Source organism: Rheinheimera soli, from assembly GCF_021290985.1.
Lineage (GTDB): Bacteria > Pseudomonadota > Gammaproteobacteria > Enterobacterales > Alteromonadaceae > Pararheinheimera > Pararheinheimera soli.
In genome coordinates this window covers 39482-66077 of sequence record NZ_JAJOYU010000023.1, presented here as the reverse complement: position 1 = coordinate 66077, position 26596 = coordinate 39482, and the positions used below count along the sequence as shown (strand labels likewise).

Annotated in this window: 26 protein-coding genes and 1 CRISPR repeat array; of the genes, 18 read left to right on the top strand and 8 right to left on the bottom strand. The window is 46.1% G+C overall.

Annotation, left to right across the window (positions count from 1 at the left end; all coding sequences use genetic code 11):
• A partial coding sequence (locus LSG37_RS15275) for a polysaccharide lyase (protein ID WP_233080717.1) occupies positions 1–736 on the top strand: 736 nt, incomplete at its 5' end.
• 289 nt (positions 737–1025) lie between these two features.
• Here the strand turns inward: LSG37_RS15275 and LSG37_RS15270 are convergent.
• Positions 1026–1403, bottom strand: a complete 378-nt coding sequence (locus tag LSG37_RS15270) for a DUF6968 family protein (protein WP_233080716.1) — start codon at positions 1401–1403, stop codon at positions 1026–1028.
• 297 nt (positions 1404–1700) lie between these two features.
• Here LSG37_RS15270 and LSG37_RS15265 point away from each other — a divergent pair, with 297 nt between their 5' ends.
• The gene (locus LSG37_RS15265; protein ID WP_233080715.1) at positions 1701–2528 is read left to right on the top strand and encodes a polysaccharide lyase; all 828 of its coding nucleotides are present in this window, start codon (positions 1701–1703) and stop codon (positions 2526–2528) included.
• A gap of 26 nt (positions 2529–2554) precedes the next feature.
• On the opposite strand, the gene LSG37_RS15260 is transcribed toward LSG37_RS15265, so the two are convergent.
• The 6 genes from LSG37_RS15260 to asnB all read right to left on the bottom strand — a co-directional run bounded on the left by LSG37_RS15260 (position 2555) and on the right by asnB (position 8291).
• On the bottom strand, positions 2555–3016 hold the full coding sequence (locus LSG37_RS15260) for a hypothetical protein (RefSeq protein ID WP_233080714.1): 462 nt from the start codon (positions 3014–3016) through the stop codon (positions 2555–2557).
• 4 nt (positions 3017–3020) lie between these two features.
• Positions 3021–3434, bottom strand: coding sequence for a helix-turn-helix domain-containing protein (locus LSG37_RS15255; RefSeq protein WP_233080713.1), 414 nt, complete (start codon positions 3432–3434; stop codon positions 3021–3023).
• A 2-nt stretch (positions 3435–3436) separates the two neighbouring features.
• Positions 3437–3826 carry a hypothetical protein gene (locus LSG37_RS15250; protein WP_233080712.1) on the bottom strand — a complete coding sequence of 130 codons (390 nt, stop codon included), beginning with the start codon at positions 3824–3826 and terminating at the stop codon, positions 3437–3439.
• 339 nt (positions 3827–4165) lie between these two features.
• Positions 4166–4414, bottom strand: a complete 249-nt coding sequence (locus tag LSG37_RS15245) for a VF530 family protein (RefSeq protein ID WP_233080711.1) — start codon at positions 4412–4414, stop codon at positions 4166–4168.
• The gene (locus LSG37_RS15240; RefSeq protein ID WP_233080710.1) at positions 4377–6395 is read right to left on the bottom strand and encodes a hypothetical protein; all 2019 of its coding nucleotides are present in this window, start codon (positions 6393–6395) and stop codon (positions 4377–4379) included. The genes LSG37_RS15245 and LSG37_RS15240 overlap by 38 nt, the downstream gene beginning before the upstream one ends.
• 231 nt (positions 6396–6626) lie before the next feature.
• Positions 6627–8291, bottom strand: coding sequence for an asparagine synthase B (asnB, locus tag LSG37_RS15235; RefSeq protein WP_233080709.1), 1665 nt, complete (start codon positions 8289–8291; stop codon positions 6627–6629).
• 203 nt (positions 8292–8494) lie between these two features.
• Between asnB and LSG37_RS15230 the strand changes: the two genes are divergently transcribed.
• From LSG37_RS15230 to cas2, 16 genes are all read left to right on the top strand, one after another.
• Positions 8495–9325: a DUF3025 domain-containing protein gene (locus tag LSG37_RS15230; protein ID WP_233080708.1), complete on the top strand. Its 831-nt coding sequence runs from the start codon at positions 8495–8497 to the stop codon at positions 9323–9325.
• Positions 9282–10151: an ATP-binding cassette domain-containing protein gene (locus LSG37_RS15225; protein WP_436286423.1), complete on the top strand. Its 870-nt coding sequence runs from the start codon at positions 9282–9284 to the stop codon at positions 10149–10151. Before LSG37_RS15230 ends, LSG37_RS15225 begins: the two co-directional genes overlap by 44 nt.
• On the top strand, positions 10152–11354 hold the full coding sequence (locus LSG37_RS15220) for an ABC transporter permease (RefSeq protein ID WP_233080706.1): 1203 nt from the start codon (positions 10152–10154) through the stop codon (positions 11352–11354).
• A gap of 155 nt (positions 11355–11509) precedes the next feature.
• Positions 11510–12259, top strand: coding sequence for an NUDIX hydrolase (locus LSG37_RS15215; protein WP_233080705.1), 750 nt, complete (start codon positions 11510–11512; stop codon positions 12257–12259).
• 103 nt (positions 12260–12362) lie between these two features.
• The gene (locus tag LSG37_RS15210) at positions 12363–12575 is read left to right on the top strand and encodes a hypothetical protein (protein ID WP_233080704.1); all 213 of its coding nucleotides are present in this window, start codon (positions 12363–12365) and stop codon (positions 12573–12575) included.
• Entirely contained in the window at positions 12568–12855 is a 288-nt protein-coding gene (locus LSG37_RS15205; protein WP_233080703.1) for a type II toxin-antitoxin system RelE/ParE family toxin, read from the top strand. The genes LSG37_RS15210 and LSG37_RS15205 overlap by 8 nt, the downstream gene beginning before the upstream one ends.
• Before the next feature lie 197 nt (positions 12856–13052).
• Entirely contained in the window at positions 13053–13892 is an 840-nt protein-coding gene (locus tag LSG37_RS15200) for a WYL domain-containing protein (protein WP_233080702.1), read from the top strand.
• Positions 13893–13994: 102 nt separating this feature from the next.
• On the top strand, positions 13995–16460 hold the full coding sequence (gene cas3, locus LSG37_RS15195; protein ID WP_233080701.1) for a CRISPR-associated helicase Cas3': 2466 nt from the start codon (positions 13995–13997) through the stop codon (positions 16458–16460).
• Positions 16461–16476: 16 nt separating this feature from the next.
• Entirely contained in the window at positions 16477–17196 is a 720-nt protein-coding gene (gene cas5c, locus LSG37_RS15190; protein WP_233080700.1) for a type I-C CRISPR-associated protein Cas5c, read from the top strand.
• Positions 17193–19139, top strand: a complete 1947-nt coding sequence (gene cas8c / locus LSG37_RS15185; protein WP_233080699.1) for a type I-C CRISPR-associated protein Cas8c/Csd1 — start codon at positions 17193–17195, stop codon at positions 19137–19139. Before cas5c ends, cas8c begins: the two co-directional genes overlap by 4 nt.
• Before the next feature lie 10 nt (positions 19140–19149).
• A complete protein-coding gene (cas7c, locus tag LSG37_RS15180; RefSeq protein ID WP_233080698.1) occupies positions 19150–19980 on the top strand; it encodes a type I-C CRISPR-associated protein Cas7/Csd2 in 831 nt (276 codons plus the stop codon).
• 85 nt (positions 19981–20065) lie between these two features.
• Positions 20066–20266 (top strand): addiction module protein, encoded by a 201-nt coding sequence (locus tag LSG37_RS15175; RefSeq protein WP_233080697.1) that lies wholly within the window; start codon positions 20066–20068, stop codon positions 20264–20266.
• Positions 20263–20559 carry a type II toxin-antitoxin system RelE/ParE family toxin gene (locus LSG37_RS15170; protein WP_233080696.1) on the top strand — a complete coding sequence of 99 codons (297 nt, stop codon included), beginning with the start codon at positions 20263–20265 and terminating at the stop codon, positions 20557–20559. Before LSG37_RS15175 ends, LSG37_RS15170 begins: the two co-directional genes overlap by 4 nt.
• Before the next feature lies 1 nt (position 20560).
• Entirely contained in the window at positions 20561–21202 is a 642-nt protein-coding gene (gene cas4, locus LSG37_RS15165; RefSeq protein WP_233080695.1) for a CRISPR-associated protein Cas4, read from the top strand.
• Complete coding sequence (gene cas1c / locus LSG37_RS15160) at positions 21183–22199, top strand: type I-C CRISPR-associated endonuclease Cas1c (RefSeq protein WP_233080694.1); 1017 nt, start codon at positions 21183–21185, stop codon at positions 22197–22199. Before cas4 ends, cas1c begins: the two co-directional genes overlap by 20 nt.
• 18 nt (positions 22200–22217) lie before the next feature.
• Complete coding sequence (gene cas2 / locus LSG37_RS15155) at positions 22218–22511, top strand: CRISPR-associated endonuclease Cas2 (protein ID WP_233080693.1); 294 nt, start codon at positions 22218–22220, stop codon at positions 22509–22511.
• A 180-nt stretch (positions 22512–22691) separates the two neighbouring features.
• Positions 22692–26028: a CRISPR direct-repeat array (repeat unit 33 nt; unit sequence GTCGCGTCCCGCACGGGGCGCGTGGATTGAAAC).
• Positions 26029–26196: 168 nt separating this feature from the next.
• On the opposite strand, the gene LSG37_RS15150 is transcribed toward cas2, so the two are convergent.
• Positions 26197–26595, bottom strand: coding sequence for a hypothetical protein (locus tag LSG37_RS15150; RefSeq protein WP_233080692.1), 399 nt, complete (start codon positions 26593–26595; stop codon positions 26197–26199).
• Position 26596 lies beyond the last annotated feature (1 nt).

Genomic DNA, 26596 nt, shown 5'->3' with positions numbered 1-26596 from the left:
GGTCGCAGCAGAAAAACCGGGAAAAAACGACGTCTTTGTTGAGAACTTTGATGTTAAATTGTCCCAGTTTGGAAGAACACTTACATCAAAACAACGCTACTCCAAATTTGCCAGAAAACAAGGTGTGAAAGGGTCTAACGCTATTCTGGTGAATTATCAGGGCTTCGAGCAAGGCAGTCACAGAGTCTATGCTGCAGCTAAATTGCCCGTCGCAGCACTACAATACCAAATGAGTTTCTCAGTGAAATTTTGTGACAATTTTGATTTTGTCTGGGGTGGAAAGCTGCATGGAATGGGGCCTGAAAACCCAATAACCGGAGGGGACAAAGTGACAGCGGAGGGGTGGAGTGCCCGACTGATGTTTGGCCGTGAGGGCAGTTTAAGCACTTACATATATCATCAGGATATGAAGGGTAAATTTGGTGATACCAAAGTTGCACAGAATTTCCGTTTTATGCCTGGCATCTACCAAAAGGTGCAAATGGTGGTCAGTTTAAATACTGAGGTTCATTTAGCTGATGGAAAAGTCGTTGTATCGGTTGACGGTGTTGAAGTGATCCATCATGACAATATCAGATTCCGGGCCAAAGACACCCCTGAGTCCTTAATCAACAAAATGTTATTCATTACCTTTCATGGGGGAGCCTCACCGGATTGGGCTCCTAAATCCGAAGATGGCAAATACAAAACGGAATGTGCTTATTTCGACAACTTTGTTGTGAGCAAAGTGATCTAGTGATGTCCTGAGCTGGTGACTTTATAGTCACCGGCGCAGTCAGACAAAGAGTTATGGATGTGCCTAAGTCTGGACTTGCCGACAACTTTAGCGAAGGACTGGTGACAGGCAACATGTGGAGAACTCCGGCACCTAGCCTGTCTTCTTCCACTTCAATCACCCGCCTCCACGGCTTTTTGGCTTTAAAGGGCAGGGTAATTCCCAGAGTGTATATTTCCAAATCAGCTGTCCTCTTTGCTATAGGAAGTTTGTTTTGATTCTCGCCTTCACTCATTTGATAGACAAGATATTAAAGTCTCAGCCCTGTCATTGGAAAATAGGCTGATGTGAAGTCAAATGGCTCATCCAGATGCGTTGGAAAATAAAAACTCCAGCCATCAGATATCAAGGAATCTATGGTCAGCCTTAAGGTTTCAACCGCCAGACACAAGGCCTGAAGCGAGTCGACACCATAGGCATACTTCTCAAATGATATTCCCTGAATTTCGACCTTACAGCGATAATCACCCTGCTCAGACTTTGGATCTGGTTCAGGTGCATACAGGCTCAGCGTTAGGGAGACTGAGTCGCCAGCCGTATTTTTTGCTATGTATTCACTTGTGGCTAAACGCATCACATATTTCTTCTGTCTGGTGGATAAACTCAGAGTGCCACTGCAAAGTTGCATCTTTGCGGCTAAGGGCAAGAGGCAAACTTAACCCATCATACTTTGTTTTAGCTGAAGCAGTTTTGGAAGCAAAACTTTGAGCAGCAAAAGGTTTTAATGGGTTATATCAAAAAAATGAGAAAGATTGCGGCTTTTTAAACTAAAGCGAGCATCCGGGGTCAGACATGCCTGTTGGTCACGTGATCTGATTTTATAGCCGTATAGCTAAGCAGTGCGGCAATAAAACCAGATTGAAAATGAGTAGGGAACTGTCTGGTACCTTATGCTTGAGAATAAACCAGGCGCAGGCCAAATCGAATGAAAACAATTTTTGCTCTGACAACAGCGCTTTTTCTTGTTGGCTGTGGTGCAGATGAGGATGATGTAGAAAACGCAGAAAACGCAGAAAACGTAGGAAGCGTTGAAAGTCCAGAAAACCCAGAAGTCTTTGTAGAAACCTTCGATGGAAAACTGTCTCAGTTTGGGCAGATTTTGTCGAAGAAACGCTACGCAGCTCTGGTTGAACAACAGGGGCAGCAGAATTCTAAAGCAATGAAGGTGACCTATCAGGGCTTTGAACAAGGTAGCTACAGGGTTTATGCTGCAGCTAATCTGGCCGAGCCAGCGCTGCAATACAAAATGAGTTTTGCTGTGAAGTTTTGTGACGATTTTGATTTCGTGCTTGGTGGCAAGCTGCATGGATTGGGGCCAGAAAACCCCATAACAGGAGGAGACCCAATTACAGATGAAGGCTGGAGTGCCCGCCTGATGTTTGGACCTCAGGGTAGTTTACGAACTTATGTTTATCATCAGGATATGAAAGGTAAGTTTGGAGATATTAAAGTTGCAGAGGATTTCCGTTTTGTCCCTGGTATATACCATCAGATTGAAATGCTGGTCAGTTTAAATACTGCACCTCAGTTGGCAGACGGAAAAGTAGTGGTATCAGTGGATGGCGCTGAATTGATCTACCATGACAAGCTCCGATTCCGTGCCAAAGATACGGCTGCATCCTTAATCAACAAAATGATATTTATCACTTTTCATGGTGGAGCTACACCAGATTGGGCTCCCCGAACTGAAGATGGCAGCTACAATGCAGAATGTGCATATTTTGATAATTTTGTGGTGAGCAAAGTGCTCTAGTTGTTTGTCCATTTAACTTATCACTCTTACACTCTAAAAGGCGGAATTACTATTGGGCTTACACCTAACCTAGCGCATGACGATTGAAGGATCTCTCTCCAATATGGCCATACATGATAATAAACATGCACTTTTCCAAATTGGCTAATTTCTTCTGGAGAAAGCTCGCATGTAGACTCATATTGAGCGACAAACTCTGCTTTGACCTCTAAAAGAGGTTCAAGTGAATCGTCGTCGCTCTCTTTATCTGTGTCATCATCAGAGACACATCTAATCGCAATTACGGTATTTAAACGATAAAGCCAAACGCCATCCTCTTTTTCGGATTGTCTAATCTGACGCAAATAACGAAGCTCTTGAGTGTTATCCAGCCAGCTTTCCTCAAATTGTTCAGCGTCCTTGTCTTTATGAAATTGGACTAGCAAATTTTTCAAAGTTACTGATTGGATGACCAAGTTGTCAGTACATTTTTTCAACTCTGGCGTCATAAACTTAAGCTACCTTAGAATTTAACCATGTTTCATCGTGAGCAAGATAAATTTGCTTTGTTGTCCCCTTTAATTCTCCAGCCTTCGCAACTACAGGTCTTTGAACTGGAATCCAAATGGTCTCTACCGGTTCCACTGTTCTTACCGGTATTTTTATTTCTGGTTTAAATCCCAAAGCGAAACAGATATCAGAAAATGAACCTAAAGTCATATTTCTTGAGCCACTAAGTATTTGTGTTATATAAGATTTAGATTTGCCCAGACGCCTTGCTAGCTCTGCCTTGCTGACATTTATCTCTTCTAAAAATACAAGTAGATCTTCTGTAACATTGAAAACTAATTCTTCACGAGCGTAAGCTCGATTTTCTGCGTTACTAAAGCATGTATCCTTTTGATAAAACATATCTTTTGCACTCATAATTAGTCCTCTTTGTCTCTCCAATTAGCATGCACTTTATCAATATCTCTTTGATCTAATTTTTGTTTATCTTTGTAAGTATAATGGCTGATGAAATATGTATTAGGATGTTTACTTGACAACCAGCAGTATGCTCTTATCGGCAACTTCTTAAACGCATTAAATTTTCCATTAGATTTCGGCAACTGTCCTTCTTGCGGAAAGTTTTCCTTTGACATCTGTTTGCCATCAGCAAGACGTTCGATTAATTGTATTATCGCTCTCTTAATTGAACTTTTTTTGTTATGGGGAGTAACGCTAATCAATGCTTCTTCAAAGCTCTCTATTGCTCCTTCACAATGCTCTACAGTAAATTTCGAGCCTTCATGCTTAATGTTTAGTTCCTTTGTCACTCAGCATCCTAAAAATGATAGTTAATTTATATGTTAACTCTCGAGTGTATTACACACTTAAGCCCTAAAATAAGCAAACTATTTGTACTGTTTTTATAGTATTTCGATTTCAAGCGCTATTGAGCTAAGAGTCAAAGTCTTATTACCCCCACTTTTCGTCCAACTTCAGCGTTGTTTTATAGTCTAAATTAGCGCTATTTTTTTCGCCTGACAAACGATTTTCAACCAAATCATTAAGGCTGCTCACTTGAGCTAAGATTGTGCACTGTAACGTGAAAAGATCATGAATGGAGGCAGTTAACGTGCGCTAATGTAAAACCCAACATGGCAGCCTTGCGGCTAACTTTTTTGATGTAACTTCAGCTTGATAAACAACTCTTCAACCTGAGTTCTGGCCCATGGCGTTTTGCGTAAAAACGTCAGGCTGGATTTGATGCTGGGGTTGGAGCTGAAGCACTTCAGTGGTATTTGCTTTGCTAAAGGTGCAAAGCCAGCATAATGTTCAACTAACAACTCCAGAATTTGCTGCAGGGTAAAGCCGTGCAGCGGGTTATTTTGTTGTGACTGATTTGGGGCTTGGGTTGCCATAAGGGCTTTGCTCTGTAGTCGCTAAGGGCCGGAACTGGCCGTGATAATTTTCATCGTCTGTCACCATCATCAGGGCTGAACCCGGAACTAATGGGCTGGGGCTGGCTAAACCTTCCACTTTAAAGCCGTCAATCTGCCAGAGTACTGGCCGTTCAGCCATTAAGCTGATGGGCTGTTTTGCAGTGGGGTTCACTAAAGCTAAAGGATAAACAGCGCTGGCAAAAGGGCCATTGTCTGAGCTGTCCAGCACGGCGCCGGCCCAGAGCACATCGCCTTCCAGATGCAGGTCGGATATCACTCTGTTGTAGTGACGGTTTTTCAGTTGTGTTGGGCCTGTGACCTGAATTTTCTGGCTGTTCCACTGAATGTTTGCTGCAGCTAAATCCAGTTCACCCCATTGCAAGAAACCCGCTGCGGTGGCTGTGCCCCGTTCACCTAAAATCACCAGATAACGGTTCACATCTTTTTTCGCACAGGCTAAACCTTCAAAGTTATCGCCGTCTTGCTCAGGGCTATTGTCACGCTCAACAGGTAATTCAAAAGTGTTCAGTACCTGGGCGTAGGTCGGGAATACTTTGATATGAAACAAACGACCAAAAGAGCCTTGCCAGGTTCCACTTTCTGCTATTAAAAACTCACTGTTTTTACCGGGTAGGGCGCAGACAGCTTCTAAGTCGTTGGCTGCCTGACCTGCTGGCCAGTTGGTAACAAACAAGCTTTGTGCTGTCAGTTGTTGAGCCGGATTCAGCTGAATTAAGGTTAAGCGATCGCCCTGACGCTGAATTTTTTTATCCTGCACCGCCAGATAACTGCTGTGATCTAAAGCGGCCAGGCCACTAAGTGCTGGCAAAGCGGTTTGGGTTTTTGCTCTGAAAGGAGTAAACCAGCGCGGGTCCACCGGCATTTTAAACAGCAAAGGCGACATACGTTTAAACTTGTCGGCATGAGTACCACACTGAATATTATCAGGGTAATGCTGTTTCCATGGGTCATTAATTAAATACACTGTGCCGTCGTGAATAGTGATGGCTTCCAGTGCAGTTTGCACCAGCTTTTCATAAGCAGGGCAAAGGCCACTGTCATCAGTGCTGACATAAAAACTCAGTTTTTGCACAAAAGGTGGAATGCGGTTGGTTAAATCAAACACCCATAACTCATCGTCATTCCGTGCAACTGCCATTAAGTAGCCTGGGTGGCCTTTAATGGGGCTGGGTAAAAACTCTATCCCGTTAATAGGGTGGTCTTTATCGTTTAGTTCAGGGAAAGTCAGGTTCGCATCTATCACTTTGACAAAGTTATCGCGCAGCCAGAAATCCTGAGTTAAACGGGTTTTAAACAACTGCGGTTTATTGGCAATGTCCTGTTCCAGCGCCAGATATAAATTCTGATGATCATCGACGGCTAAACCTTCAATACCATCGTTTGGAAAATTACCTACTTTGGCTTCCATAGGAAATTGGACAGGCCGCACAGCTACTATTTCAGCACGGGTTAAAGCACTGTCGACCTGAATTTTCAGCAACAGGCTGGGGTAGCTGGTGGAGTTGGTCTGACTGAATCTTTTTTTACACTCAGGGCTTAATTCATAAGCAGATGCATCTTCAGTCACAGTAATTAAAGTGGTGTCGTCGATGCGATCCCAGGTCAGAGCCTCAAAGTCTGGTTTATCACTCAGATACCCATAAAAGCAGCTGCTTTTCAGGCTTTCGGCCACGGTAATTTGAATTGGTTGAGTAATAGACTCTGCAGTGGCCGGGTCTATTCTGAATAACTTCATTCTGGTACTTTCATGAGCACTTTGATCGCCAATAACCACTAACTCACCTTTACGGAAGGTGACGCCAGATGTTTGTGGGTCCAGTAAAGTTTGACGTTCTAAATCGGTCAGCCATTGACCTTTCAGTGCCGTTTCTGCATTCAGATCCCCACTTAAGCTGGCAACAGCCAACAAGGTGAACAAGGATTTGGATAAATTGATCACAGTCTTAGATCCATAATTCAGGGCATATTCAGATGGCGCCTAACATACGATCTACCGGAGTATTTCGCCAGCGAAACCCGATAAAAACGCTTTATTCGCCGAAAAAAAACACAATCAATTGAAGATTGGCAGAGGATGAAAAGAAAAGCCACAGAATGGCAGTACCAATCTGTGGCTTTTTGATGTGTATCAAGCATTAACCTGAATAATTAACTCAGGTGAGAGCTTTTATCAGTACGCTTGTTCGTGAACGTCACGCACAGCACGACCTGACGGGTCTGTCATTTGCGCCATTTTTGCATCCCAGGCCAAAGCTTCAGGGGTAGAACAGGCCACGGACTTACCACCAGGTACACAGGAAATTGCGCCTGTGTGTGGGAAATGCTCTTCAAAGATCACTCTATAGAAATAGGCTTCTTTGCTGTCTGGCGTATTCACCGGGAAGCGGAAAGCTGCAGTTGCCATTTGCTGATCCGTCACTTCTTTTTCCGCATGAGCTTTTAAGCTATCAATCCAGCTGTAGCCCACGCCGTCGGAGAACTGCTCTTTCTGGCGCCATAAAATCTCGTGCGGTAATAAACCATCAAAGGCCTGACGCAAAATGTGTTTTTCCATTTTGCCTTTGCCACACATTTTGGCTTCTGGATTTAAGCGCATGGCGACGTCCATAAACTGCTTGTCGAGGAAAGGTACACGCGCTTCAATACCCCAGGCCGACATGGCTTTGTTAGCACGGTTGCAGTCGAACATATGCAACCTGTCCAGCTTACGTAAGGTTTCTTCGTGGAACTCTTTGGCGTTAGGCGCTTTGTGGAAATACAAATAACCACCAAAAATTTCATCAGAACCTTCACCAGACAGCACCATTTTAATACCCATGGCTTTGATTTTACGGGCCATTAAGTACATTGGTGTTGAAGCACGAATAGTAGTGACGTCATAAGTTTCGAGGAAATAAATCACGTCACGCAGTGAATCTAAACCTTCCTGCACGGTAAACAGCACTTCATGATGTACTGTGCCAATGCTGTCAGCCACTTTACGCGCAGCCACTAAGTCGGGTGAGCCTTGTAAACCCACAGCAAAAGAGTGCAGGCGAGGCCACCAGGCTTCGGATTGTCCGTCATCTTCCACGCGATTACGGGCAAATTGCTGGGTAATAGCAGAGATCAGAGACGAGTCCAAACCACCGGATAACAACACGCCATAAGGCACGTCAGACATTAAATGGCTTTTTACGCTTTGTTCTAACGCAGCGCGCAATTCGCCCAAATCAGCCGGATTGTCTTTGACTGCATCAAAACTCTGCCAGTCGCGCTGGTAGTACTGCACCAGTTTGCCTACTTTACTATCAAAGTAATGGCCCGGCGGGAATTCCTGCATTTGCTTACATACAGGCACTAAAGCTTTTAATTCAGATGCTACATACAGCTGACCATGTTCGTCGTAACCGTAATACAGCGGAATAATACCGATATGGTCACGGGCAATCAGATAACGGTTTTGCTCCGCGTCATAAAGAATAAAAGCAAACATACCTTGCAGCTGATCGATAAACTCAACGCCGTGTTGTAAATACAAAGGCAAAATCACTTCACAGTCCGATTTAGTCTGGAACTGATAGTCGACTGTTAAGTTTTTCTCTAAATTTTTGTGATTATAAATCTCACCATTCACTGCCAGAATGTGATTTCGATTTGGATTAATCAGGGGCTGGGCGCCATTTTCAGTATCTACGATAGCCAGACGTTCATGCACTAAAATGGCATGGTCGTTGTTCCATACGCCTGACCAGTCTGGTCCACGGTGGCGTAATAATTTAGATAACTGTAGCGCCTGCTGGCGCAAGGCTTTAACATCAGTCTTGATGTCAAGCACCCCAAATATCGAACACATGATGAGTAACCTCTAAAATTAATTAATTCAGATCATTGCCCTAAGTAATACATACGACGGGCAAAAACATTTTGGCAGTATGTACGTCTAAACGTACCCCTTGAATTTGCCAGCTTACAGGAAAATTGCAAGAGGTTTTTTGTGCTTTTCACAGGTAATGCAGGTGGTAAGTTTTCACAGCAACAACGAGCTTTTTCTTATTCATGCAAAAAAACAGCATAACGTCCAGATTCACAGCACCGACAGAATGGCAACCAGAGCTGTTTTTGCAGCCGGGCATATTCAGTGCTTTGGCTGCACAATTCCCGTTGGCACAACAACCCCATTTCCCTTCACCAGAGCTACTCACGGCCTGGTTACATCAGCACACTGATTTGCAGCACTGGTGTTTTGTCGACAGTGCTGTACTGGATGCAGATGGCCGTTATTACGAGGACTTTATTTCCCAAACCCAGCAAATTCCTATGCGAGCCAATAACTGGCATGACTTATTTGGCGCTTTGATCTGGTGTTTGTTTCCTAAAAGCAAGCAGTTGATGAATCAGCTGCATATGGAACAAATTCAGCAGTTTGGTAGCAAAGAGCGCAGCAAGGTGCGGCATAAACTCACCTTGCTGGATGAATGTGGTGTGATTATTTGTATCAAAGCTTCGCAGCGGTTTTTGCTGGATTTATTACGTAATCATCAATGGACTGAAGCTTTTTATCAGCATAAAAACCTCTGGGCAGAGCTGAACCCTATTATTTTTGGTCATGCCAACTATGAAATGGCGACTAAGCCTTTTATTGGTTTAACCGCAAAATTATGGTGTATTGAATGGCCCGAACAGGGCTTGACCGAAACAGACACAGAAGGTTACGATTTTGTTGATAACTTATTAGCGGCTCAGCTTGTGAATGCCGACTTGCTGTTTGATAATCAGCAGCTTAGTCCATTGCCATTATTGGGAGTGCCGGGCTGGCATCAACAGGTTCAGGATCTGGCTTTTTATGCAGATACCAGTTATTTCAGACCGAAACGGCGCACCACTTAACACAGAACAACAAAGGGAACTCTCGATGATTAAAATCGACGCGCTGGCTAAATCTTTTGCCATCAGTCGCGGCCAGAAACTGTCAGACAGTGAAAAACAGGATGTGCGCTACAGCAAAGAAGCTTTTCATTCGGTACGCAACGTCAGCTTTGATTGTGGCTCCGGCGAAGTCTTAGGTTTATTAGGCCCCAATGGCGCTGGTAAAACCACCACCTTACGTATTTTATCTACCGCCCTGCAGCCAGATTCAGGCTCTGTGCTGATTGAAGGTGTGGATGTATTAAAACACCCTGTGCAGGCGCGGAAAAAAATTGGCTTTTTGTCCAGCAGCACAGGTTTGTATGGCCGCTTAACGGCTTATGAAAACATCGCCTATTTTGCCCGTTTGCATGGCATGAGCGAAGCTGCATTAAAACAGCGCATCGACGAGCTGTTCACGCTGCTGAATATGCACGACTTTGCCAATCGTAAAGCCGATGCCATGTCGACCGGTATGAAACAAAAAACCGCTATAGCCCGGGCAGTGGTGCATTCGCCCAAAGTAGTGATTCTGGATGAACCTACTACCGGTCTGGACATTATGACCACTCAGACGGTGCTGGATTTTATCCGCTCGTTAAAACAGCAGGGTACTCCGGTGATTTTCTCGACCCACCATTTGGATGAAGTCGCCTCTTTATGTGATCGCGTTGTGGTGATCGATAAAGGCATCAGCGCTTTTTCCGACAGCTTTGACGCCTTTAAGGCATTAAGCGCGGATGGGGATTTACGTCAGTCTTTTATGACGGTGATTAATGCGACAGCAAGTAACAGGGAGCAAAACTAAATGTGGCAAGTGTATTTTAAAGAACTGACTGAGTTGGTTCGTGATAAAAAAACCATGTTTTTCATCATTTTGCTGCCGATCCTCGTCTTCCCTGTGCTGTTCGGCATTATGGGGCTGGTAGTGGCGAATGTGGCCAAACAAGCCGAAGCTGAAGAACACAGGTATGTAATTATCAATGCAGATAAAGCGCCTGAACTAACAGAAGCTTTGTTTTATCACAAAAATTTTAAAAAGGTGGAGTCTGATCTGACTGATGCTGAAGCGCTGAAACAAGCCATACGCGACAACCAATTTGATCTGGCTATTATCATCGCCGACGACTTTAGTGCCGACGCCGCCAACCTGACGCAAAGCAAATGGACTGTGATTTACAACATGTCATCTCAGCTTGATATGATTGATAAATATTTCAATGAGTTACTGCGCGATTACAGTAAGAAGCTGCAGCTGGCCAAACTGGATTCTTTAGGGGTGACAGCGGAAAAAGTAGATGCGTTATTACAGCCGGTGAAGCTGGACAAAGTAAATACAGCTGAAAGTCGTGAAGATTTAGGCGAAAAAATAGGCGGCTTAATTGCTTATATCCTGATCCCTTTATGTTTAGCGGGCTGTTCATACCCTGCTATTGATATTGGTGCGGGTGAAAAAGAACGTGGCACTTTAGAAACCTTATTGATATGCCCGATCAGCAGAACCTCTATTGTGTTAGGTAAGTTTCTGACTGTACTGACCACAGGCCTTGCTACAGCACTCATTACAGTGACCAGCTTTGGTGGCTGGGGTTATGTCATTGGCTCTTTAATGGGCGTGGATATAGTGGCTAAAACTATGTCGACTTTAGGTGTGGCGGATTTGCTGCTGATACTGATGATGCTTATCCCGTTGTCGGCTATTTTTGCTTCCTTGCTGCTGTCGTTATCTATTTATGCCCGCAGCTTTAAAGAAGCACAAAACTACATTGGCCCTTTAAGCATGATTGTATTTATGCCGTTAATAGTTGCTTTAATGCCTGGTGTTGAACTGACCTGGAGCATGGCGATGTTGCCTGTGGCCAACGTAGCGCTGGCGATTAAAGAACTGATCAAAGGCACTATAGATGTGGGCATGCTACTGGCTATTTTTGGTTCTACTGTGGTTATAGCTGCAGCGCTGCTGGCGTTTTGTGTCAGTTGGTTCCAGAAAGAAAAAGTACTGTTCAGATAAAATGGCAGGGCATGTTCGCGGCCTGATCAATGAAACTGCGGTACAGATCGACGTGCAGGGGCAAGCCCAGCCCCTACACACCCGCTTATTAAATGTAGGGGCGTCGTTTATCGGCGCCCGTCTTGTTTCTAATCCTGTTTAGTGTGTTTTTCCAAATGAAACTATTTGATGCATTAGTGAATCCCTACAACGGCTGCTACATAGGGCCGGAGCAACTGCCAGATACTGTAGCCGAATTTGCCGGTCGTTTAGCGGCATCGCTCGATGCATGGCATCACCACTATGCGCTGATCTGGCTGGAGTTACCGGCTTGCCGTGCCGAATTGATTTCTGTAGCACTGGAGCTAGGTTTTGCTTTTCATCACTGCACACCAGAAAAATTAATGTTAAGTAAAAAACTACAGGCCGACAGTTACTTACCTTTAGCCGCGACTCACAGCATAGGAGTGGGCGCTGTGGTGTTATCCGCTTCAGGCAAAGTATTGCTGGTGCAGGAAAAACCTTTGGAGGGCCGAAGCCCGTCTTATTTCAAGTTACCAGGCGGTATGGTGGATGCCAAAGAACATTTGGTTGATGCGGTCATTCGCGAAGTGCTGGAAGAAACAGGTGTTGCAGCAAGTTTTGATAGCTTTTTAGGGGTACGCCATCATCATCAGGGCCAGTTTGGTGCTTCTAATTTGTATATGGTGTGCCGCTTAACCGCAGAAGAAACACAACCCATACCAGACCCCCGCGAAATTCTGCAGGCCCGCTGGTTCGACTGCGCAGATTATCTGGCCGACCCAAACGCCAGCCATTACAACAAGTTGCTGGTACAAACTGCGATATCGGGAGCGCGCTTATTCAGCCACAAAGTACCGGGCTACATGACAAGTCCGGATGACTATGAAATTTTTATGGGGTAGGTGTAAGTTGAAAGCCGTTTGGTTCAAAGGGCATATTAAACAATAGTTGAGCTATAGTGATCTAAGCATTAGGCTATCAGAGTAAAGACAGTGGAGCAGGAAGATGTTAAGTATCCAAATCGACAATCCAGAACTGGAAGCCGAATTAAAGCAGGCATATGGCAGTAACCCGCAGTCTGTAGTCAAAGCTTTTGCAGAGTTTGTGCAGGCCAGAAGGTTAGCCGATGATATTCAAACTTCAGTGACAGAGTTGGAACAGGGCCAGGCACTCAAATCTTCTGATGTGTTTAAATCCATTCGTGCAAGGTATGAGTAAACTACAACTCGTTTTTTCACCGCGCGCAAAAGAGCGTTTGTCACAAATTGCTGAATATCTCTCAGGGCAGGGATTGCCAGATTCCTTCGTAGTTGAGTACCTGAATCAGTTTGAACTGTGGTTGAATAAAGTACTGCTTGAATTTCCTGAATCAGGGATTGAGCTTACAGAGTATGGCTATGGAATACGAAAGGTTTGTTACAAGAAATACAGCTTTGTTTATCGTGTCACTGGGTCTCAAATAGAAATTCTCACCGTTTTTCGTGAGAATTTGCCATAAGCCAGATTTTAATTAAGCCTCCAAACAACAGGTTAAAGCTTAGAGCTTTTCAAGCGCAGAATAGATTTCCTTATAGCGGGTTTAGTTCTCTAAACCCGTCGAATTCGACGGCTTTAAACTCAAATTCAAACAAAGCCATTGTCGATGGTGTTCCTGTTCAGTTATGGTAGTGCTAAAGCAAAATTCAGGGACAGAAAGTGCTTAGCATTAATCAGGACAAAAGATTGTGGTTTATTGAGCTGATTGCCTGGTGGGAAGGCCGCATCAGCGCCAGTCACTTAATTCGCCAGTTTGGTATCAGCCGCACTCAGGCGCAAAAAGATATCCTTTATTACCAACAGCTGTTACCCGGCAATCTGCTTTATCACGCCAGTTATAAAGGTTTTCTGCCACAAGCCGCTTTTCAGCAAGCTTATATTTCTGGTGACGTAGTGGAATACCTGAATTGGATCAGTCACCAGGACGCCATTACAGACGTAAGCACCGCTTTGCCATACACCACTTTGGCGTTACCCAAACGCCAGGTCAGCGCCGAAATTATCCGGGTATTGGTGACTGCTATCCGGCAAAAGCGCCGGGTAGAGGTGGATTACGTGTCGGTCAGCAACCCCGACCGCCAAGGCCGCATTATAGTGCCCCATCATTTTGTCAGTGCTGGCTTGAGGTGGCATTTACGGGCTTATTGTGAGAAATCAAAAGGCTTTCGCGACTTTGTATTAAGCCGCTTTCGTGGCGTGCCTGAGTTAATGGATAAAACCAAAATCAGTGCAGAGCAAGACCCCGGCTGGACCACTGAACTTTATTTAGAATTCCAACCCGACCCCCGCTTAAAACCAGCCCAACAAGAAGTACTGCACCACGACTACCAAATGCAAAACGGCAAACTCCTGATCCACAGCCGCGCCTGTTTAGCCCAATACGTGCTGCAGGAAATGCAGGTCAATATCCGCGACATCGACATCAGCCCCGAAGCCCAGCAACTGGTTTTAGTGAACCTAAACGACATAAAACCATGGTTATTTGAAGAAAAATCATAAGCTTACCAACAACCTGCACACTTAGTTTACAGGTGTTTTTGTACAGTGTTGTCAATTCAGGGATAGAGGGTAGAGTGGTTATATTGAAAAGGAGTACAGTAAATGAACTATATCGCTCATCCAGCAAAAGATGGCGTTAACCATCAAAGCGTCAAAACACATTTGGTAGAAGTTGGTGCTTTGGCTGCAGGCTATGCAAGCAAAATAGGTCAGAGTGAGGTTGGTTCTCTGCTTGGTTTACTGCATGACTTTGGCAAGTTTAGCCAAGCCTTTCAAGACTATATGCAGCTCATTATTCAGCAGGCTGTATCAAGTTTTGATCCTGACATTGATGATGTTGACGTAAAAAGTTTGAAAGGAAAAATCGACCATTCATCTGCAGGTGCACAGTGGGTTTTCCAGTATCTGCTGCCTGTTGCACTGCGTTGCTTTCCTGAAAATGGTTCGTCAGATCAAAAACTGGCAATTGCAGCAGTACAAATTTTAGCTTTGTGTATAGCCTCTCATCACAGCGGTTTAATTGACTGTTTGCCCTCAGAAAATGGTTCAGGCTTTTTAAACCGTATACGTAAGGCAGACGATCTTACGCATCTGCAAGAATGTATGAAGTCGGCAGATACGGAAATTCTGGCCAAAGCTGCATCCTTGGGAGCTGCTGATTTTATTAAGAGTGTCGTCGACAAATTAAAGCGACATTCATCAGAGGCCTCTGGTTACAGTGACGTTGTTCGGGCGTTCAATCTTGGTTTTTACACAAAATTCCTGTTTAGCTGCCTTATAGATGCTGACAGGGTTAATAGCGCTGACTTTGAGAATCCAGAATATAGTCAACACAGGCATCTGAAGCCTGACTGGGAAGATGCATGTCAGAGAGTTGAAACTTTTGTAACAACACTTGAATGCAGAAATGCAGTGGACTCTATACGAAAACAAATTTCAGATAATTGTTTAAGGCGATCTGTTGACACACAAGGGATTTATAGCCTCACAGTGCCAACAGGAGGTGGAAAAACTTATTCCAGTTTGCGTTATGCGCTGCATCATGCAAGACAGCATAAACTTGACCGCGTGTTTTACATCATTCCATACACTTCTATTATTGAACAAAATGCTCAGGCGATAAGAACAGTGCTTCATCGCGACAACGATGGTCGCCCTTGGGTATTGGAACATCATTCTAATCTGGAGCCTGAACAACAAACTTGGCATAGCAAGTTAGTCAGCGAAAACTGGGATGCCCCCATAGTGCTGACTACTATGGTGCAATTTCTTGAAACATTGTTGAGCGGTGGTACTCGTGGTGTTAGACGCTTACATCAGTTGGCCAACAGCGTCATAGTGTTTGATGAAATTCAAACTCTACCTGTGAACTGCATTCACCTTTTTAATAATTCGTTGAACTACTTGGCGGCGCATTGCAAGACGACAGCTGTTCTTTGTACTGCTACTCAGCCTTTGCTGCATAAAGTCAAAAATGAGGAAAAAGGGCGGCTTAATTTAATCGATGAAAATGAATTGATGCCCAATGTTGATGGGTTGTTCGATGAGCTAAAAAGAGTAGAGATTCTCGATAAAACCAGGCCGTCAGGTTGGTCGTTAGACGAAATTACTGAGCTGGCACTTGATGAAGTGAAGGTTAAGCAAAGCTGTCTGATTATTGTAAATACCAAAAACTGGGCTCAGGCGCTTTTTATGTCTCTGCAGCAAAGTGGCGCTGTAGATGAAGAAGCGCTCATTCACTTAAGCACAGCACAATGCCCGGCTCATCGTAAAGTATTGTTAGCAAAAGTACGCCAGCGTCTGGACGACAAATTGCCGGTACTTTGCATCAGCACTCAGCTTATTGAAGCAGGTGTGGACGTGGACTTTGCCGCTGTGATCCGTTTTCTGGCTGGTTTAGATTCTTTGGCTCAAGCCGCTGGCCGTTGCAATCGTAATGGTAAGCACCCGACATCAACGGTTTATGTGATCAATCCTGATAAAGAGACTATTGATTTACTGCCGGATATAAAAATAGGCCAAGAAGCCACAAAACGGATTTTTAATGAATTCGAAGGTCAGGATTTCCTGAAACCAGAAGTGATGCAACAGTATTTTCAGTACTACTTTTTTGACCGCAGTCGCGAGATGAACTACCCCTTAAAAGCTACTGCAGCAGAAGGCTCCAACGATTTACTAAATCTGTTGAGCATTAATGCCAGAAATCCAAACGCAAATCCGATGCTCACATTACATCATGCTTTTATGACAGCCGGAAAAGCCTTTAAAGCAATAGACGCGCCGACACAATCACTTATTGTGCCTTATGGTGAAGGTCGAGCATTTTTAGCAGAACTTTGTGCGGCAAATAAAAAATTCGATGCTGCTACTTATTATCAATTGATCCGAAGGCTACAAAAATACAGCGTCAATCTATTTCCCAATATATGGGAGCAGCTTCAGCAGCGAAATGCAATTTATGAGGTTGCTGAAGGTGAAGGCATTTTCTATCTTGATGAGCGATTTTATAGTCAGGATTTTGGTGTATGCACGAGTTCTTGTGCTGAACAACACAACTTAGTTTTCTAACTGAAAAGGACAGAATATGGAGACAAAACCAATGAAGAACAGCATTAGTTTTCGTCTGTGGGGTCGTTATGCGCTATTTACCGATCCGATCACAAAGGTCGGTGGGGAAAAGTGCTCATATCACTTGCCCACGTATGAGGCGCTAAAGGGGGTTTTGAAATCGATCTACTGGAAACCGACAATCACTTGGTATGTCGACCGGGTCAGAGTGATAAACCCTTTACGAACACAGACGAAGGGGACCAAACCATTGAACTGGGGAGGTGGTAATAGTCTGGCTATTTATACCTTCTTGCACGATGTTGAATATCAGGTTGAAGCGCATTTTGAGTGGAATACTTGTCGGCCCGAATTGGTGAAAGATCGTGTTGATGGTAAGCACTTTAGTATTGCGACCCGAATGCTTGAAAAAGGCGGCAGGCAAGACATTTTTTTAGGTACGCGTGATTGTCAGGGCTATGTAGAGCCTTGTGAGTTTGGATCCGGTGCTGGTGCTTATGACGGAATTGATGAACTTGGTTTTGGCTTGATGTTCCATGGTTTTGACTATCCGGATGAAACAGGTGTTGATGAACTACATAGCCGATTTTGGCATGCAAAGATGCAGCATGGTGTTGTCACATTTCCAAGGCCTGAAGAGTGTCAAGTAAAGCGTTTTATTCGTGACATGCAACCAAAAGAATTTAATCTGGATTTAAACCTGCAGTCCGCCGAAATCTTGGAGGCAGCGTTATGAGTTGGCTGGCACGTTTATATGAAACCTATGAGCAAGCTCAGGATTTATCTAATTCACTACCACAAGATGAACAGTTAATGCCTGTTAGTCATACTCCACAAAACGCACATATTAATATTGTAATTGATGGAAACGGTAACTTTATAAGAGCAAACGTTTTAGAGAAAACGCAGATAGTTTTACCAGCTACAGAGCAATCAGCTGGAAGAGCTAGTGGCCTTGCCTCTCATGCCTTAGCGGATAAAGTTCAGTATGTAGCTGGAGATTATGAGCTTTTTGGTGGCTTAAAAAAAGCTGGGTTTGAACTCTATTTAACACAATTGAGTGAATGGTGTGCCTCAGATTTTAGCTTACCAGTTTTAACAGCTATTCACTCTTATGTAACTAAAAGGAGCGTGGTAGCTGACTTAATTGAACAAGGTGTACTGCATGCAGCAGATGGAATTCTGCTAACCAAATGGCAAGGTGATAATGAGCCTCCACTCTTGTTCAAAGTCCTGCCAAAAGAAGCTGGTTCATTGGATCAAGGTTCTGCATTGGTATGCTGGACCGTCGAAATGCCCGGCATTGCACAGTCTAAAACCTGGCTTGATCCAGCCATTCAACAAAGTTGGATTAACTTTGATAGCTTAAATGGTGGCAAGCTGGGTTTGTGTTTGATAAAGGGCGAACAAAGTGTTTTAGCTTCAAATCACCCTGCAAAAATACGCCACAGCGGTGATAAAGCAAAATTAATTTCCGCAAATGACAGCAGTGGCTTTACCTTTAGAGGCAAATTTACTGATAGCGGGCAAGCTGCTGCAGTTAGTTTTGACGTTACCCAAAAAGCACATAACGCCTTGCGCTGGCTACTTGGGCGCCAGAGTTTTCGCAATGGCGATCAAACCTATGTCAGTTGGGCTGTATCGGGCAAACAGATCCCAAATCCATTCTCTGATCCGTGGGATCTGCTAAATGCAGAAGCCATACCCGAAAAGGATCACTCGCTGGATATAGGCCAAAGCTATGCGCTAAACCTGAAAAGTCACCTAAAAGGCACAGGTAAAGGAGAGTTGGATCGTAACGAGAGCATTTGTATTCTGGGGCTGGATTCCGCCACGCCAGGCCGTATGGGGATTATTTACTACCGTGAAACCATAGCTGAAGAGTTTTTAGCCTCGTTAGAAAAGTGGTATCAGGATTTTGCCTGGCCGCAGCGGCATAAAGTAACGCTGAACAGTAATGGCAAAACTAAACCTGTCGAGAAAACAGTTTGGTCGGTTTGTGCTCCTGCACCTTATAAAATTTGGGATGCAGTTTACGGCGACGTTTTAAAAAGTACTGATTCACTGAAGAAAAACCTGACCGAACGTCTGTTGCCTTGCATTGTTGAAGGCAGGCCTTTACCTATAGACATTGTTAACTACGCCATTAAACGGGCAACGAATCGTTTAGCTTACAAAACAGATGAAACATGGCGCTGGGAGCAAAACCTCGGTATTGCTTGCGCCCTCTATAAAGGCTTTTGCAAACGCACATCTCATATTAAATACCAAAAGGACTATGCCATGGCATTAGATGAAACCAGTACCTCACGGGACTATTTATATGGCCGCTTATTGGCGGTAGCTGAAAATATTGAATCCTACGCGCTTTACAAAGCGGGTGAAAAGCGTAACACCACGGCTGACCGTTTAATGCAACGCTTTGCCGACAGGCCGTTTTCCACCTGGCGTAATTTGGAGCTGGCACTAAATCCCTATATGCATCGTTTGCAAAATGTTAGCCCCGGCTTTTTAAAGTTACGAAAAGACTTGCTGGATAGCATTCAGTCGGCTTTCGATACTACAGAATTTAGATCAGACAAAGCGCTAAGTGGTGAGTTTTTACTGGGGTTTCACTGCCAGCGTTTAGCACTAAACAGTAAAAAAGACGCGGTAGAAACCGCAGATGCAGCAGAATAAGGAAAACAGCATGAGCTTACAAAATAAAATCGATTTCGCCATTATTTTCTCAGTAAAAAACGCTAACCCAAATGGCGATCCGTTAAATGGTAACCGCCCACGGACAGACTATGACGGCTATGGCGAAATTACCGACGTATGTTTAAAGCGTAAAACGCGGGATCGCTTACAAGATGCTGGCCAGGCAATTTTTGTGCAATCGGACGAAAAGAAAACCGATGGCTACCCAAGCTTGCGCGCCAGAGCTGAAGGCGTTTTAGGTAAAGATGCACTGAACGCAAAGAAGACAAAACCCGAAGACGCTGCAAAGCTGGCATGTGAAACCTGGTTTGACGTCCGTGCCTTTGGCCAGTTATTTGCGTTTAAAAGCGAAGAGAAAGATGGTGTATCCATCCCTATCCGTGGACCGGTTAGCATTCAATCCGCCTTTAGCCGGGAGCCAGTAAGCATTACCAGTACTCAAATTACAAAAAGTGTAAGCGGTGATGGCGATGGCAGTAAAAAAGGTTCGGACACTATGGGGATGAAGCATCGTGTTGATCAGGCGGTGTATGTTGCATATGGTGCTATGTCACCACAACTGGCAGAAAAAACCGGCTTTAGTGATGCAGACGCGGATATTCTTAAATCTATTTTGCCAAAATTGTTTGAAGGCGATGCTTCTTCCGCCAGACCAGAAGGTTCTATGGCTGTTGAAAAGGTGATCTGGTGGAAGCATAACAGTAAAGCAGGTCAATACTCGTCGGCCAAAGTACACAGGTCATTGGATGTAAATCCAGATGGCAGCTATCAGTTATCAATTTTGGATAACCTAAAAGCTGAGGAAATAGACGGTTTCTAATAATGGGCAATATCAGAGCCTGCAGCAATCAGGCTCTGGAAAAGCTATAGTAACAGCACAAAAGTACCAGTTCGGAGATGTGTATATGAACCTTCAAGAGCTAAGTGCCAGCGAAAAGATTCTGTTGGCGGAACAGTTATGGGACAGTGTTCGTGCCGAAGCGGATGCCAGTGAACTTAACGCTTCGCAGCGTAAGGTATTGGCCGAACGTTTGGCTGAGTATGAGCTTGAACCTGAGCAGGGTGAAAGCTGGGACAGTGTTAAAGCTCAAATTATTACGCTATGACCGCCAAATTGTTGATCCGTGCAGCGGCCAAACAGGATTTACAGGACGCTTTTCACTATTACCAATCCTGTTTGCCTAACCTTGGGCATGAGTTTCTGCTTTGTGTCGATGCGCAGCTGCATGCCATTCAACGTATGCCAAAGCGCTATCGCCTGGTTTATAAAGTTATTCGCCGGGCGGTGATCCGACGTTTTCCGTATTGTATTTACTTCATCGAAACAGAACAGGTGATTAGTATTATTGCAGTACTCCATGCCAGGCGTGCGCCCGGAATCTGGCAGCTCAGGCAATAGTATGAATGATGTTCGATTAATCCCACTTGCTGCGCTTCAGCACTATGCTTTTTGCCCACGCCAATGTGCGTTAATTCATAACGAGCAGGTGTGGGCAGATAATTATTTAACGGCACAAGGCAACTTGCTGCATGAGCGCGTAGATAGTGGCGAACCGGAAACCCGAAAGGGGATACGGTTTGAGCGTGGGGTGCAGGTTGCTGCACCGAATATTGGCATCACTGGCAAACTGGATTTGGTTGAAAAAGATATATCTTCGGGTGAGCTTTTTCCCGTGGAATACAAGCGTGGCAAACCCAAAGTCAGTGACTGGGATGAAATTCAGCTTTGTGCCCAGGCCTTATGTCTGGAAGAAATGACCGGGCAGACTGTGGCTGAAGGAGCGCTTTGGTACAACCAAACTCGCCACCGTCAAGCGGTAAGTTTTACGCCAGAATTACGCCATCGCACTTTACAGGTCATTGCCGATGTAGCTGCCATGCTGGCGTCGGGTGTTACTCCAAAAGCCGTGTATGACAAGCATTGCCATGCCTGCAGTTTGTTTGATTTGTGCAATCCGAAGTTATTACAGCATGATAAAAGCACGCAGTATGTGAACCGCCTTTTTTCAACGGAAGATTTCGATGAAGAAACTACAGAATAGTTTGTACATCAATACGCAAGGTGCGTACCTGCATAAAGAGCGAGAAACTTTAGTTATTGATATTAATAAAGAAAAAGTAGCTCAACTCCCTATTCATGGTATTGGGGCCATCTTTTGTTTTGGTAATGTCATGGTGTCACCTCAGGTAATGGGTTTTTGCGGTGAAAACTCTGTCAATCTGGCGTTTTTTACCGAATACGGCAGGTTTTTAGCAAGAATACAGGGAAAACAAACGGGTAATGTGTTGTTGCGCCGTGCTCAATATCGTAAAGCAGATGAAGACCCGGTTTCTGTTGCCAGAAATATTGTGGCGGCAAAAATTCAGATGCAAAAGCAGGTATTGCAACGCCATCAGCGCAACCACGGAAACTCGACTGAGTTTAGTCAGCAAATCACAGCTATTAATCATGTTTTGGATACCTTAAAACAATGCTCAGATTTGGACAAAATCCGGGGTTATGAAGGGGAGGCTGCGTCCAGATATTTTGCTGTATTTAATATGCTGTTGACCAATAAAGGCAAGGGGTTTGAGTTTTCGGGCCGGGTCCGGCGGCCACCAACAGATCCGGTCAATTGTTTGTTGTCCTTTATGTATTCTGTACTTGGTAACGATATCAGTGCCGCGTTGCAAGGTGTTGGCTTGGATCCGCAGGTTGGCTTTTTGCACCAGGAACGACCTGGGCGTGATAGTTTAGCTCTTGATCTGTTGGAAGAGTTCAGAGCCTTTATTGCCGACAGATTGGTGCTTACACTGTTGAATCGGCAACAGCTTAAAGCTTCAGATTTTATTACGGAAACTGGTGGCGCTGTAAAGCTAAAAGACGACGCCAGAAAACTGGTGTTGAAAGAATATCAAAGCCGGAAACAGCAAAAAATCAGACATCAGTTTTTAGACGAAGACGTTGAAATTGGTTTGTTACCTCATGTGCAGGCACTTTTACTGGCAAGGCATATTCGTGGTGATTTACAGCACTATCCACCTTTTATCAGTAAGTAAATTTGCGGGGGAATTTGTATGATGGTGCTAATTACCTATGACGTTTCTTTTGACAACGAAGGTGGGCAACGCAGACTTAGGCACATCGCAAAAATTTGCCAGAATTATGGCACCAGAGTGCAGTATTCTGTGTTTGAGTGCGATATAGACCCTGCTCAGTGGGTCGCGCTAAAGTCTAAGCTGCTATCAACCTATGATGATAGTGTCGACAGCTTGCGTTTTTACATTCTTGGTAAAAATTGGCGTAGTAAAGTGGAACATCATGGTGCCAAAGCAACGCTGGATTTATTTACCGATCCCCTCATTATTTAGCTCATCGCTAACCTGTAGTGCTCTTTAAAAAGCCGGAACATTAGCGGCATTCTTAGTTACTGATTTCAGTAGTAATTAAGATGCCGTCTTGGTCTTGTTCATTTATTTCTTTCATATTGATCTGACGTTAGCGCAAATTGCACATAACGGTTAGACTATGCGTGCCTTTGCAAAAAGGCAGTCGCGTCCCGCACGGGGCGCGTGGATTGAAACAGCCATTACTGGCGCGGTCGGTAAAGATTTGGAGTGTCGCGTCCCGCACGGGGCGCGTGGATTGAAACGTAGTTAGTCCATGCGTCTTGCTTGGTGTCTCTGTCGCGTCCCGCACGGGGCGCGTGGATTGAAACGGCAAGTATGTCGTCGTCAAATTCATCAGACCAGGTCGCGTCCCGCACGGGGCGCGTGGATTGAAACAGCTCAGTACAGCTTACTATTGATGGGGCGGTTTGTCGCGTCCCGCACGGGGCGCGTGGATTGAAACTGGCAATTCACCGGTTAACTGTTCAGCTGCTTTTGTCGCGTCCCGCACGGGGCGCGTGGATTGAAACTCATCAGCAGATGATTATGATGTAGCGATTCAATGCGTCGCGTCCCGCACGGGGCGCGTGGATTGAAACTATGTGGGGGGCGTCGCTCAGCAGTATGTGTCTTTGTCGCGTCCCGCACGGGGCGCGTGGATTGAAACATGATGAAAAATCCAAAGGTGCGAATAGTTGGCGTCGCGTCCCGCACGGGGCGCGTGGATTGAAACATGCTTAACAACTGGCGTGAACGTTCCTCGCTGGGGTCGCGTCCCGCACGGGGCGCGTGGATTGAAACTGCACTGTTGCGTTGATTGAGTGAGCGGACTGAACGTCGCGTCCCGCACGGGGCGCGTGGATTGAAACCACCCATTTGATCGCAAGACATCCTCAATCTCGTTGTCGCGTCCCGCACGGGGCGCGTGGATTGAAACAGGTCGTCGTTACGCTGATGTGCAATAAAAAAGCCGTCGCGTCCCGCACGGGGCGCGTGGATTGAAACTTCAAAAATTTCAGGAATACGGCGGTGCGTGCGAAGTCGCGTCCCGCACGGGGCGCGTGGATTGAAACAGCAACCATAAGCGCCAGCCATACTTTCGACTTTGGTCGCGTCCCGCACGGGGCGCGTGGATTGAAACCGCTCAAGTATCACAGACAGCTTCTGCTGAATCAGTCGCGTCCCGCACGGGGCGCGTGGATTGAAACCTGAATGGATTTTGCTTTGGCTTCAGCAGCAGCGTCGCGTCCCGCACGGGGCGCGTGGATTGAAACGCACGTTTGCCGCCTAAATGATCCGCTACAGACGGTCGCGTCCCGCACGGGGCGCGTGGATTGAAACGCTTGTAATGCCATGCTCTGCCTTGAGCTGTTTGTCGCGTCCCGCACGGGGCGCGTGGATTGAAACAGATTAGCTGGTTAGAATTGAATCAGTTTTAACAGTCGCGTCCCGCACGGGGCGCGTGGATTGAAACGCTTTAACAGCTCCATTTCTGGCTTTGCTACACTGGTCGCGTCCCGCACGGGGCGCGTGGATTGAAACAGCGGCAATGCTGATGAACCCTGATGCTATGGGTAGTCGCGTCCCGCACGGGGCGCGTGGATTGAAACAAGTGCGCAGTGTCTCGCATCTTCCAGCTTTACGTCGCGTCCCGCACGGGGCGCGTGGATTGAAACAGGTTAGCTGGTTAAAATTGAATCAGGTTTAACAGGTCGCGTCCCGCACGGGGCGCGTGGATTGAAACAGCATGCTTTCTGGCAGTGGCCAAGCTTTCAGTAAAGTCGCGTCCCGCACGGGGCGCGTGGATTGAAACATGTCGTTTCTTTCGTTCATAGTGATCACCTAATGTCGCGTCCCGCACGGGGCGCGTGGATTGAAACACCGGAAGGAATCGCGCCAACACGACACTGCAGGTCGCGTCCCGCACGGGGCGCGTGGATTGAAACTCTGACATAATCATTCACCTGAATCAAAGCCGGAAGTCGCGTCCCGCACGGGGCGCGTGGATTGAAACACCTCACCTGTTAAACCTGATTCAATTTTAACCAGGTCGCGTCCCGCACGGGGCGCGTGGATTGAAACGACTGCGTCGAGATAACCAAGATTGCATTTTTACGTCGCGTCCCGCACGGGGCGCGTGGATTGAAACGGCGGAGGCGGGTTTACCTTGTCATTTTGTTGGCCGTCGCGTCCCGCACGGGGCGCGTGGATTGAAACAAACAGACAGGAGATGATTATCATTTTTTGAAGAAGTCGCGTCCCGCACGAGGCGCGTGGATTGAAACGCGCATATCGGGCTGTAAATTACAGATTAACTTGCGTCGCGTCCCGCACGGGGCGCGTGGATTGAAACCAGTTGCTCGCTGGTTATCAGGTAGCCACTATGTTCGTCGCGTCCCGCACGGGGCGCGTGGATTGAAACGGCATCGCAAGCGTCATTGGAGTTGGTTGGCATTGTCGCGTCCCGCACGGGGCGCGTGGATTGAAACATCTTTAAAGGTGAAAAAGCGTACACGAGACAAATGTCGCGTCCCGCACGGGGCGCGTGGATTGAAACATATCTATATTCCAGCCCAAATCGCGGGCATGAGTCGCGTCCCGCACGGGGCGCGTGGATTGAAACGTCATAATGCCGATATTCAATATGGTCAGTAAAGGTCGCGTCCCGCACGGGGCGCGTGGATTGAAACAAATGCAACAAGTATCACAAAGACCTGTAGTACCGTCGCGTCCCGCACGGGGCGCGTGGATTGAAACGCTCCACTTTTGGCCTGTGGAGCCCCTGCAAGTAGTCGCGTCCCGCACGGGGCGCGTGGATTGAAACAGGATAGGCAAGGCCAAGCCCTATTAAATCAGCGTCGCGTCCCGCACGGGGCGCGTGGATTGAAACTCAGATATAGTTACTGCTTCAATCTCAAATTGTCGGTCGCGTCCCGCACGGGGCGCGTGGATTGAAACGGTGAAAAAATAGCGTGGTACGGCACACAGTTAGGTCGCGTCCCGCACGGGGCGCGTGGATTGAAACAGCAACTATGTGCTTGCAATACTCCTCGGACACAGTCGCGTCCCGCACGGGGCGCATGGATTGAAACGTCAGAAAGCATAAGGTCCGCACCAGGGCGCTGATGTCGCGTCCCGCACGGGGCGCGTGGATTGAAACTGAATGCCTTTAGCGATCCGCTGCATAGTAGCCTGTCGCGTCCCGCACGGGGCGCGTGGATTGAAACAGGAAGCCACCGATGACAAATTGCCACCAGAGAAGTCGCGTCCCGCACGGGGCGCGTGGATTGAAACTTGGTAAACTTATCCTGCTGCTCGGCCATGGCCGCGAGTCGCGTACCGTAAGGGACACGTGGATTGAAACTTTAAACGCAATGGCCTGAAGTACTGGCTGCTGTGTCGCGACCCGCACAGGACGCGTGGATTGAAACTGGGATCTCGTAAAAGCCGGTTGTGTAGTAGATACGTCTCGCCCCGCACGGGGCGTGTGGATTGAAACAATGTTAAGGAGGATGATCTATTAGGTATTATTGAGAAAACAAGTGGATCAGATTTCAATTGTTGGAGTGAATCAGTTTTGCATTGTTGCTTACAGCGGGCTATTTAGTTGTGAAACTTTTGATCATCGCCGGACGCCATGATACGGCGATGATCAGTGCCTGACGGCTTAAAACACAGCCTGGCCGTAGAAGGTGCCTGTAGCACAGAGACTGACATTTTCCCAAGTATTGTCTGAGTAGAGAACCCGTGTGACGCAGGCGGTCGCCTGAGAAAAGCCAAAATATTCAGGACCTCTGGGATAAGTCACGCTGCATTGGTTCTGGCTGCCACAATTCCAGTTACCTTCAGGTTCTGCCCCGTAACTCCATTGCACTTCAGCTACAGGTTTATCAGCGACCAGACGGAAGAATACGCCTGGTGGAGAATTGATCTGGCTGTCGCAAAAGCCTTCTGTATAGGTTTGTTGGGTTGGTGTACCACTAATCACACATTCAACGTGAGCAGCATAAAGGTTGTTGCTGATACTTAATGCCAGCAGCGCCAGCAATACGAAGATAGATTTCATC

What these genes read in the sequence shown, in the direction of transcription:
- LSG37_RS15270 (WP_233080716.1), bottom strand. Translation starts at nt 1,403, where the DNA reads ATGCAACTTTGCAGTGGCACTCTGAGTTTATCCACCAGACAGAAGAAA.
- LSG37_RS15265 (WP_233080715.1), top strand. Translation starts at nt 1,701, where the DNA reads ATGAAAACAATTTTTGCTCTGACAACAGCGCTTTTTCTTGTTGGCTGT.
- LSG37_RS15260 (WP_233080714.1), bottom strand. Translation starts at nt 3,016, where the DNA reads ATGACGCCAGAGTTGAAAAAATGTACTGACAACTTGGTCATCCAATCA.
- LSG37_RS15255 (WP_233080713.1), bottom strand. Translation starts at nt 3,434, where the DNA reads ATGAGTGCAAAAGATATGTTTTATCAAAAGGATACATGCTTTAGTAAC.
- LSG37_RS15245 (WP_233080711.1), bottom strand. Translation starts at nt 4,414, where the DNA reads ATGGCAACCCAAGCCCCAAATCAGTCACAACAAAATAACCCGCTGCAC.
- asnB (WP_233080709.1), bottom strand. Translation starts at nt 8,291, where the DNA reads ATGTGTTCGATATTTGGGGTGCTTGACATCAAGACTGATGTTAAAGCC.
- LSG37_RS15230 (WP_233080708.1), top strand. Translation starts at nt 8,495, where the DNA reads ATGCAAAAAAACAGCATAACGTCCAGATTCACAGCACCGACAGAATGG.
- LSG37_RS15225 (WP_436286423.1), top strand. Translation starts at nt 9,282, where the DNA reads ATGCAGATACCAGTTATTTCAGACCGAAACGGCGCACCACTTAACACA.
- LSG37_RS15220 (WP_233080706.1), top strand. Translation starts at nt 10,152, where the DNA reads ATGTGGCAAGTGTATTTTAAAGAACTGACTGAGTTGGTTCGTGATAAA.
- LSG37_RS15215 (WP_233080705.1), top strand. Translation starts at nt 11,510, where the DNA reads ATGAAACTATTTGATGCATTAGTGAATCCCTACAACGGCTGCTACATA.
- LSG37_RS15210 (WP_233080704.1), top strand. Translation starts at nt 12,363, where the DNA reads ATGTTAAGTATCCAAATCGACAATCCAGAACTGGAAGCCGAATTAAAG.
- LSG37_RS15205 (WP_233080703.1), top strand. Translation starts at nt 12,568, where the DNA reads ATGAGTAAACTACAACTCGTTTTTTCACCGCGCGCAAAAGAGCGTTTG.
- cas3 (WP_233080701.1), top strand. Translation starts at nt 13,995, where the DNA reads ATGAACTATATCGCTCATCCAGCAAAAGATGGCGTTAACCATCAAAGC.
- cas5c (WP_233080700.1), top strand. Translation starts at nt 16,477, where the DNA reads ATGGAGACAAAACCAATGAAGAACAGCATTAGTTTTCGTCTGTGGGGT.
- cas8c (WP_233080699.1), top strand. Translation starts at nt 17,193, where the DNA reads ATGAGTTGGCTGGCACGTTTATATGAAACCTATGAGCAAGCTCAGGAT.
- cas7c (WP_233080698.1), top strand. Translation starts at nt 19,150, where the DNA reads ATGAGCTTACAAAATAAAATCGATTTCGCCATTATTTTCTCAGTAAAA.
- LSG37_RS15175 (WP_233080697.1), top strand. Translation starts at nt 20,066, where the DNA reads ATGAACCTTCAAGAGCTAAGTGCCAGCGAAAAGATTCTGTTGGCGGAA.
- LSG37_RS15170 (WP_233080696.1), top strand. Translation starts at nt 20,263, where the DNA reads ATGACCGCCAAATTGTTGATCCGTGCAGCGGCCAAACAGGATTTACAG.
- cas4 (WP_233080695.1), top strand. Translation starts at nt 20,561, where the DNA reads ATGAATGATGTTCGATTAATCCCACTTGCTGCGCTTCAGCACTATGCT.
- cas1c (WP_233080694.1), top strand. Translation starts at nt 21,183, where the DNA reads ATGAAGAAACTACAGAATAGTTTGTACATCAATACGCAAGGTGCGTAC.
- cas2 (WP_233080693.1), top strand. Translation starts at nt 22,218, where the DNA reads ATGATGGTGCTAATTACCTATGACGTTTCTTTTGACAACGAAGGTGGG.
- LSG37_RS15150 (WP_233080692.1), bottom strand. Translation starts at nt 26,595, where the DNA reads ATGAAATCTATCTTCGTATTGCTGGCGCTGCTGGCATTAAGTATCAGC.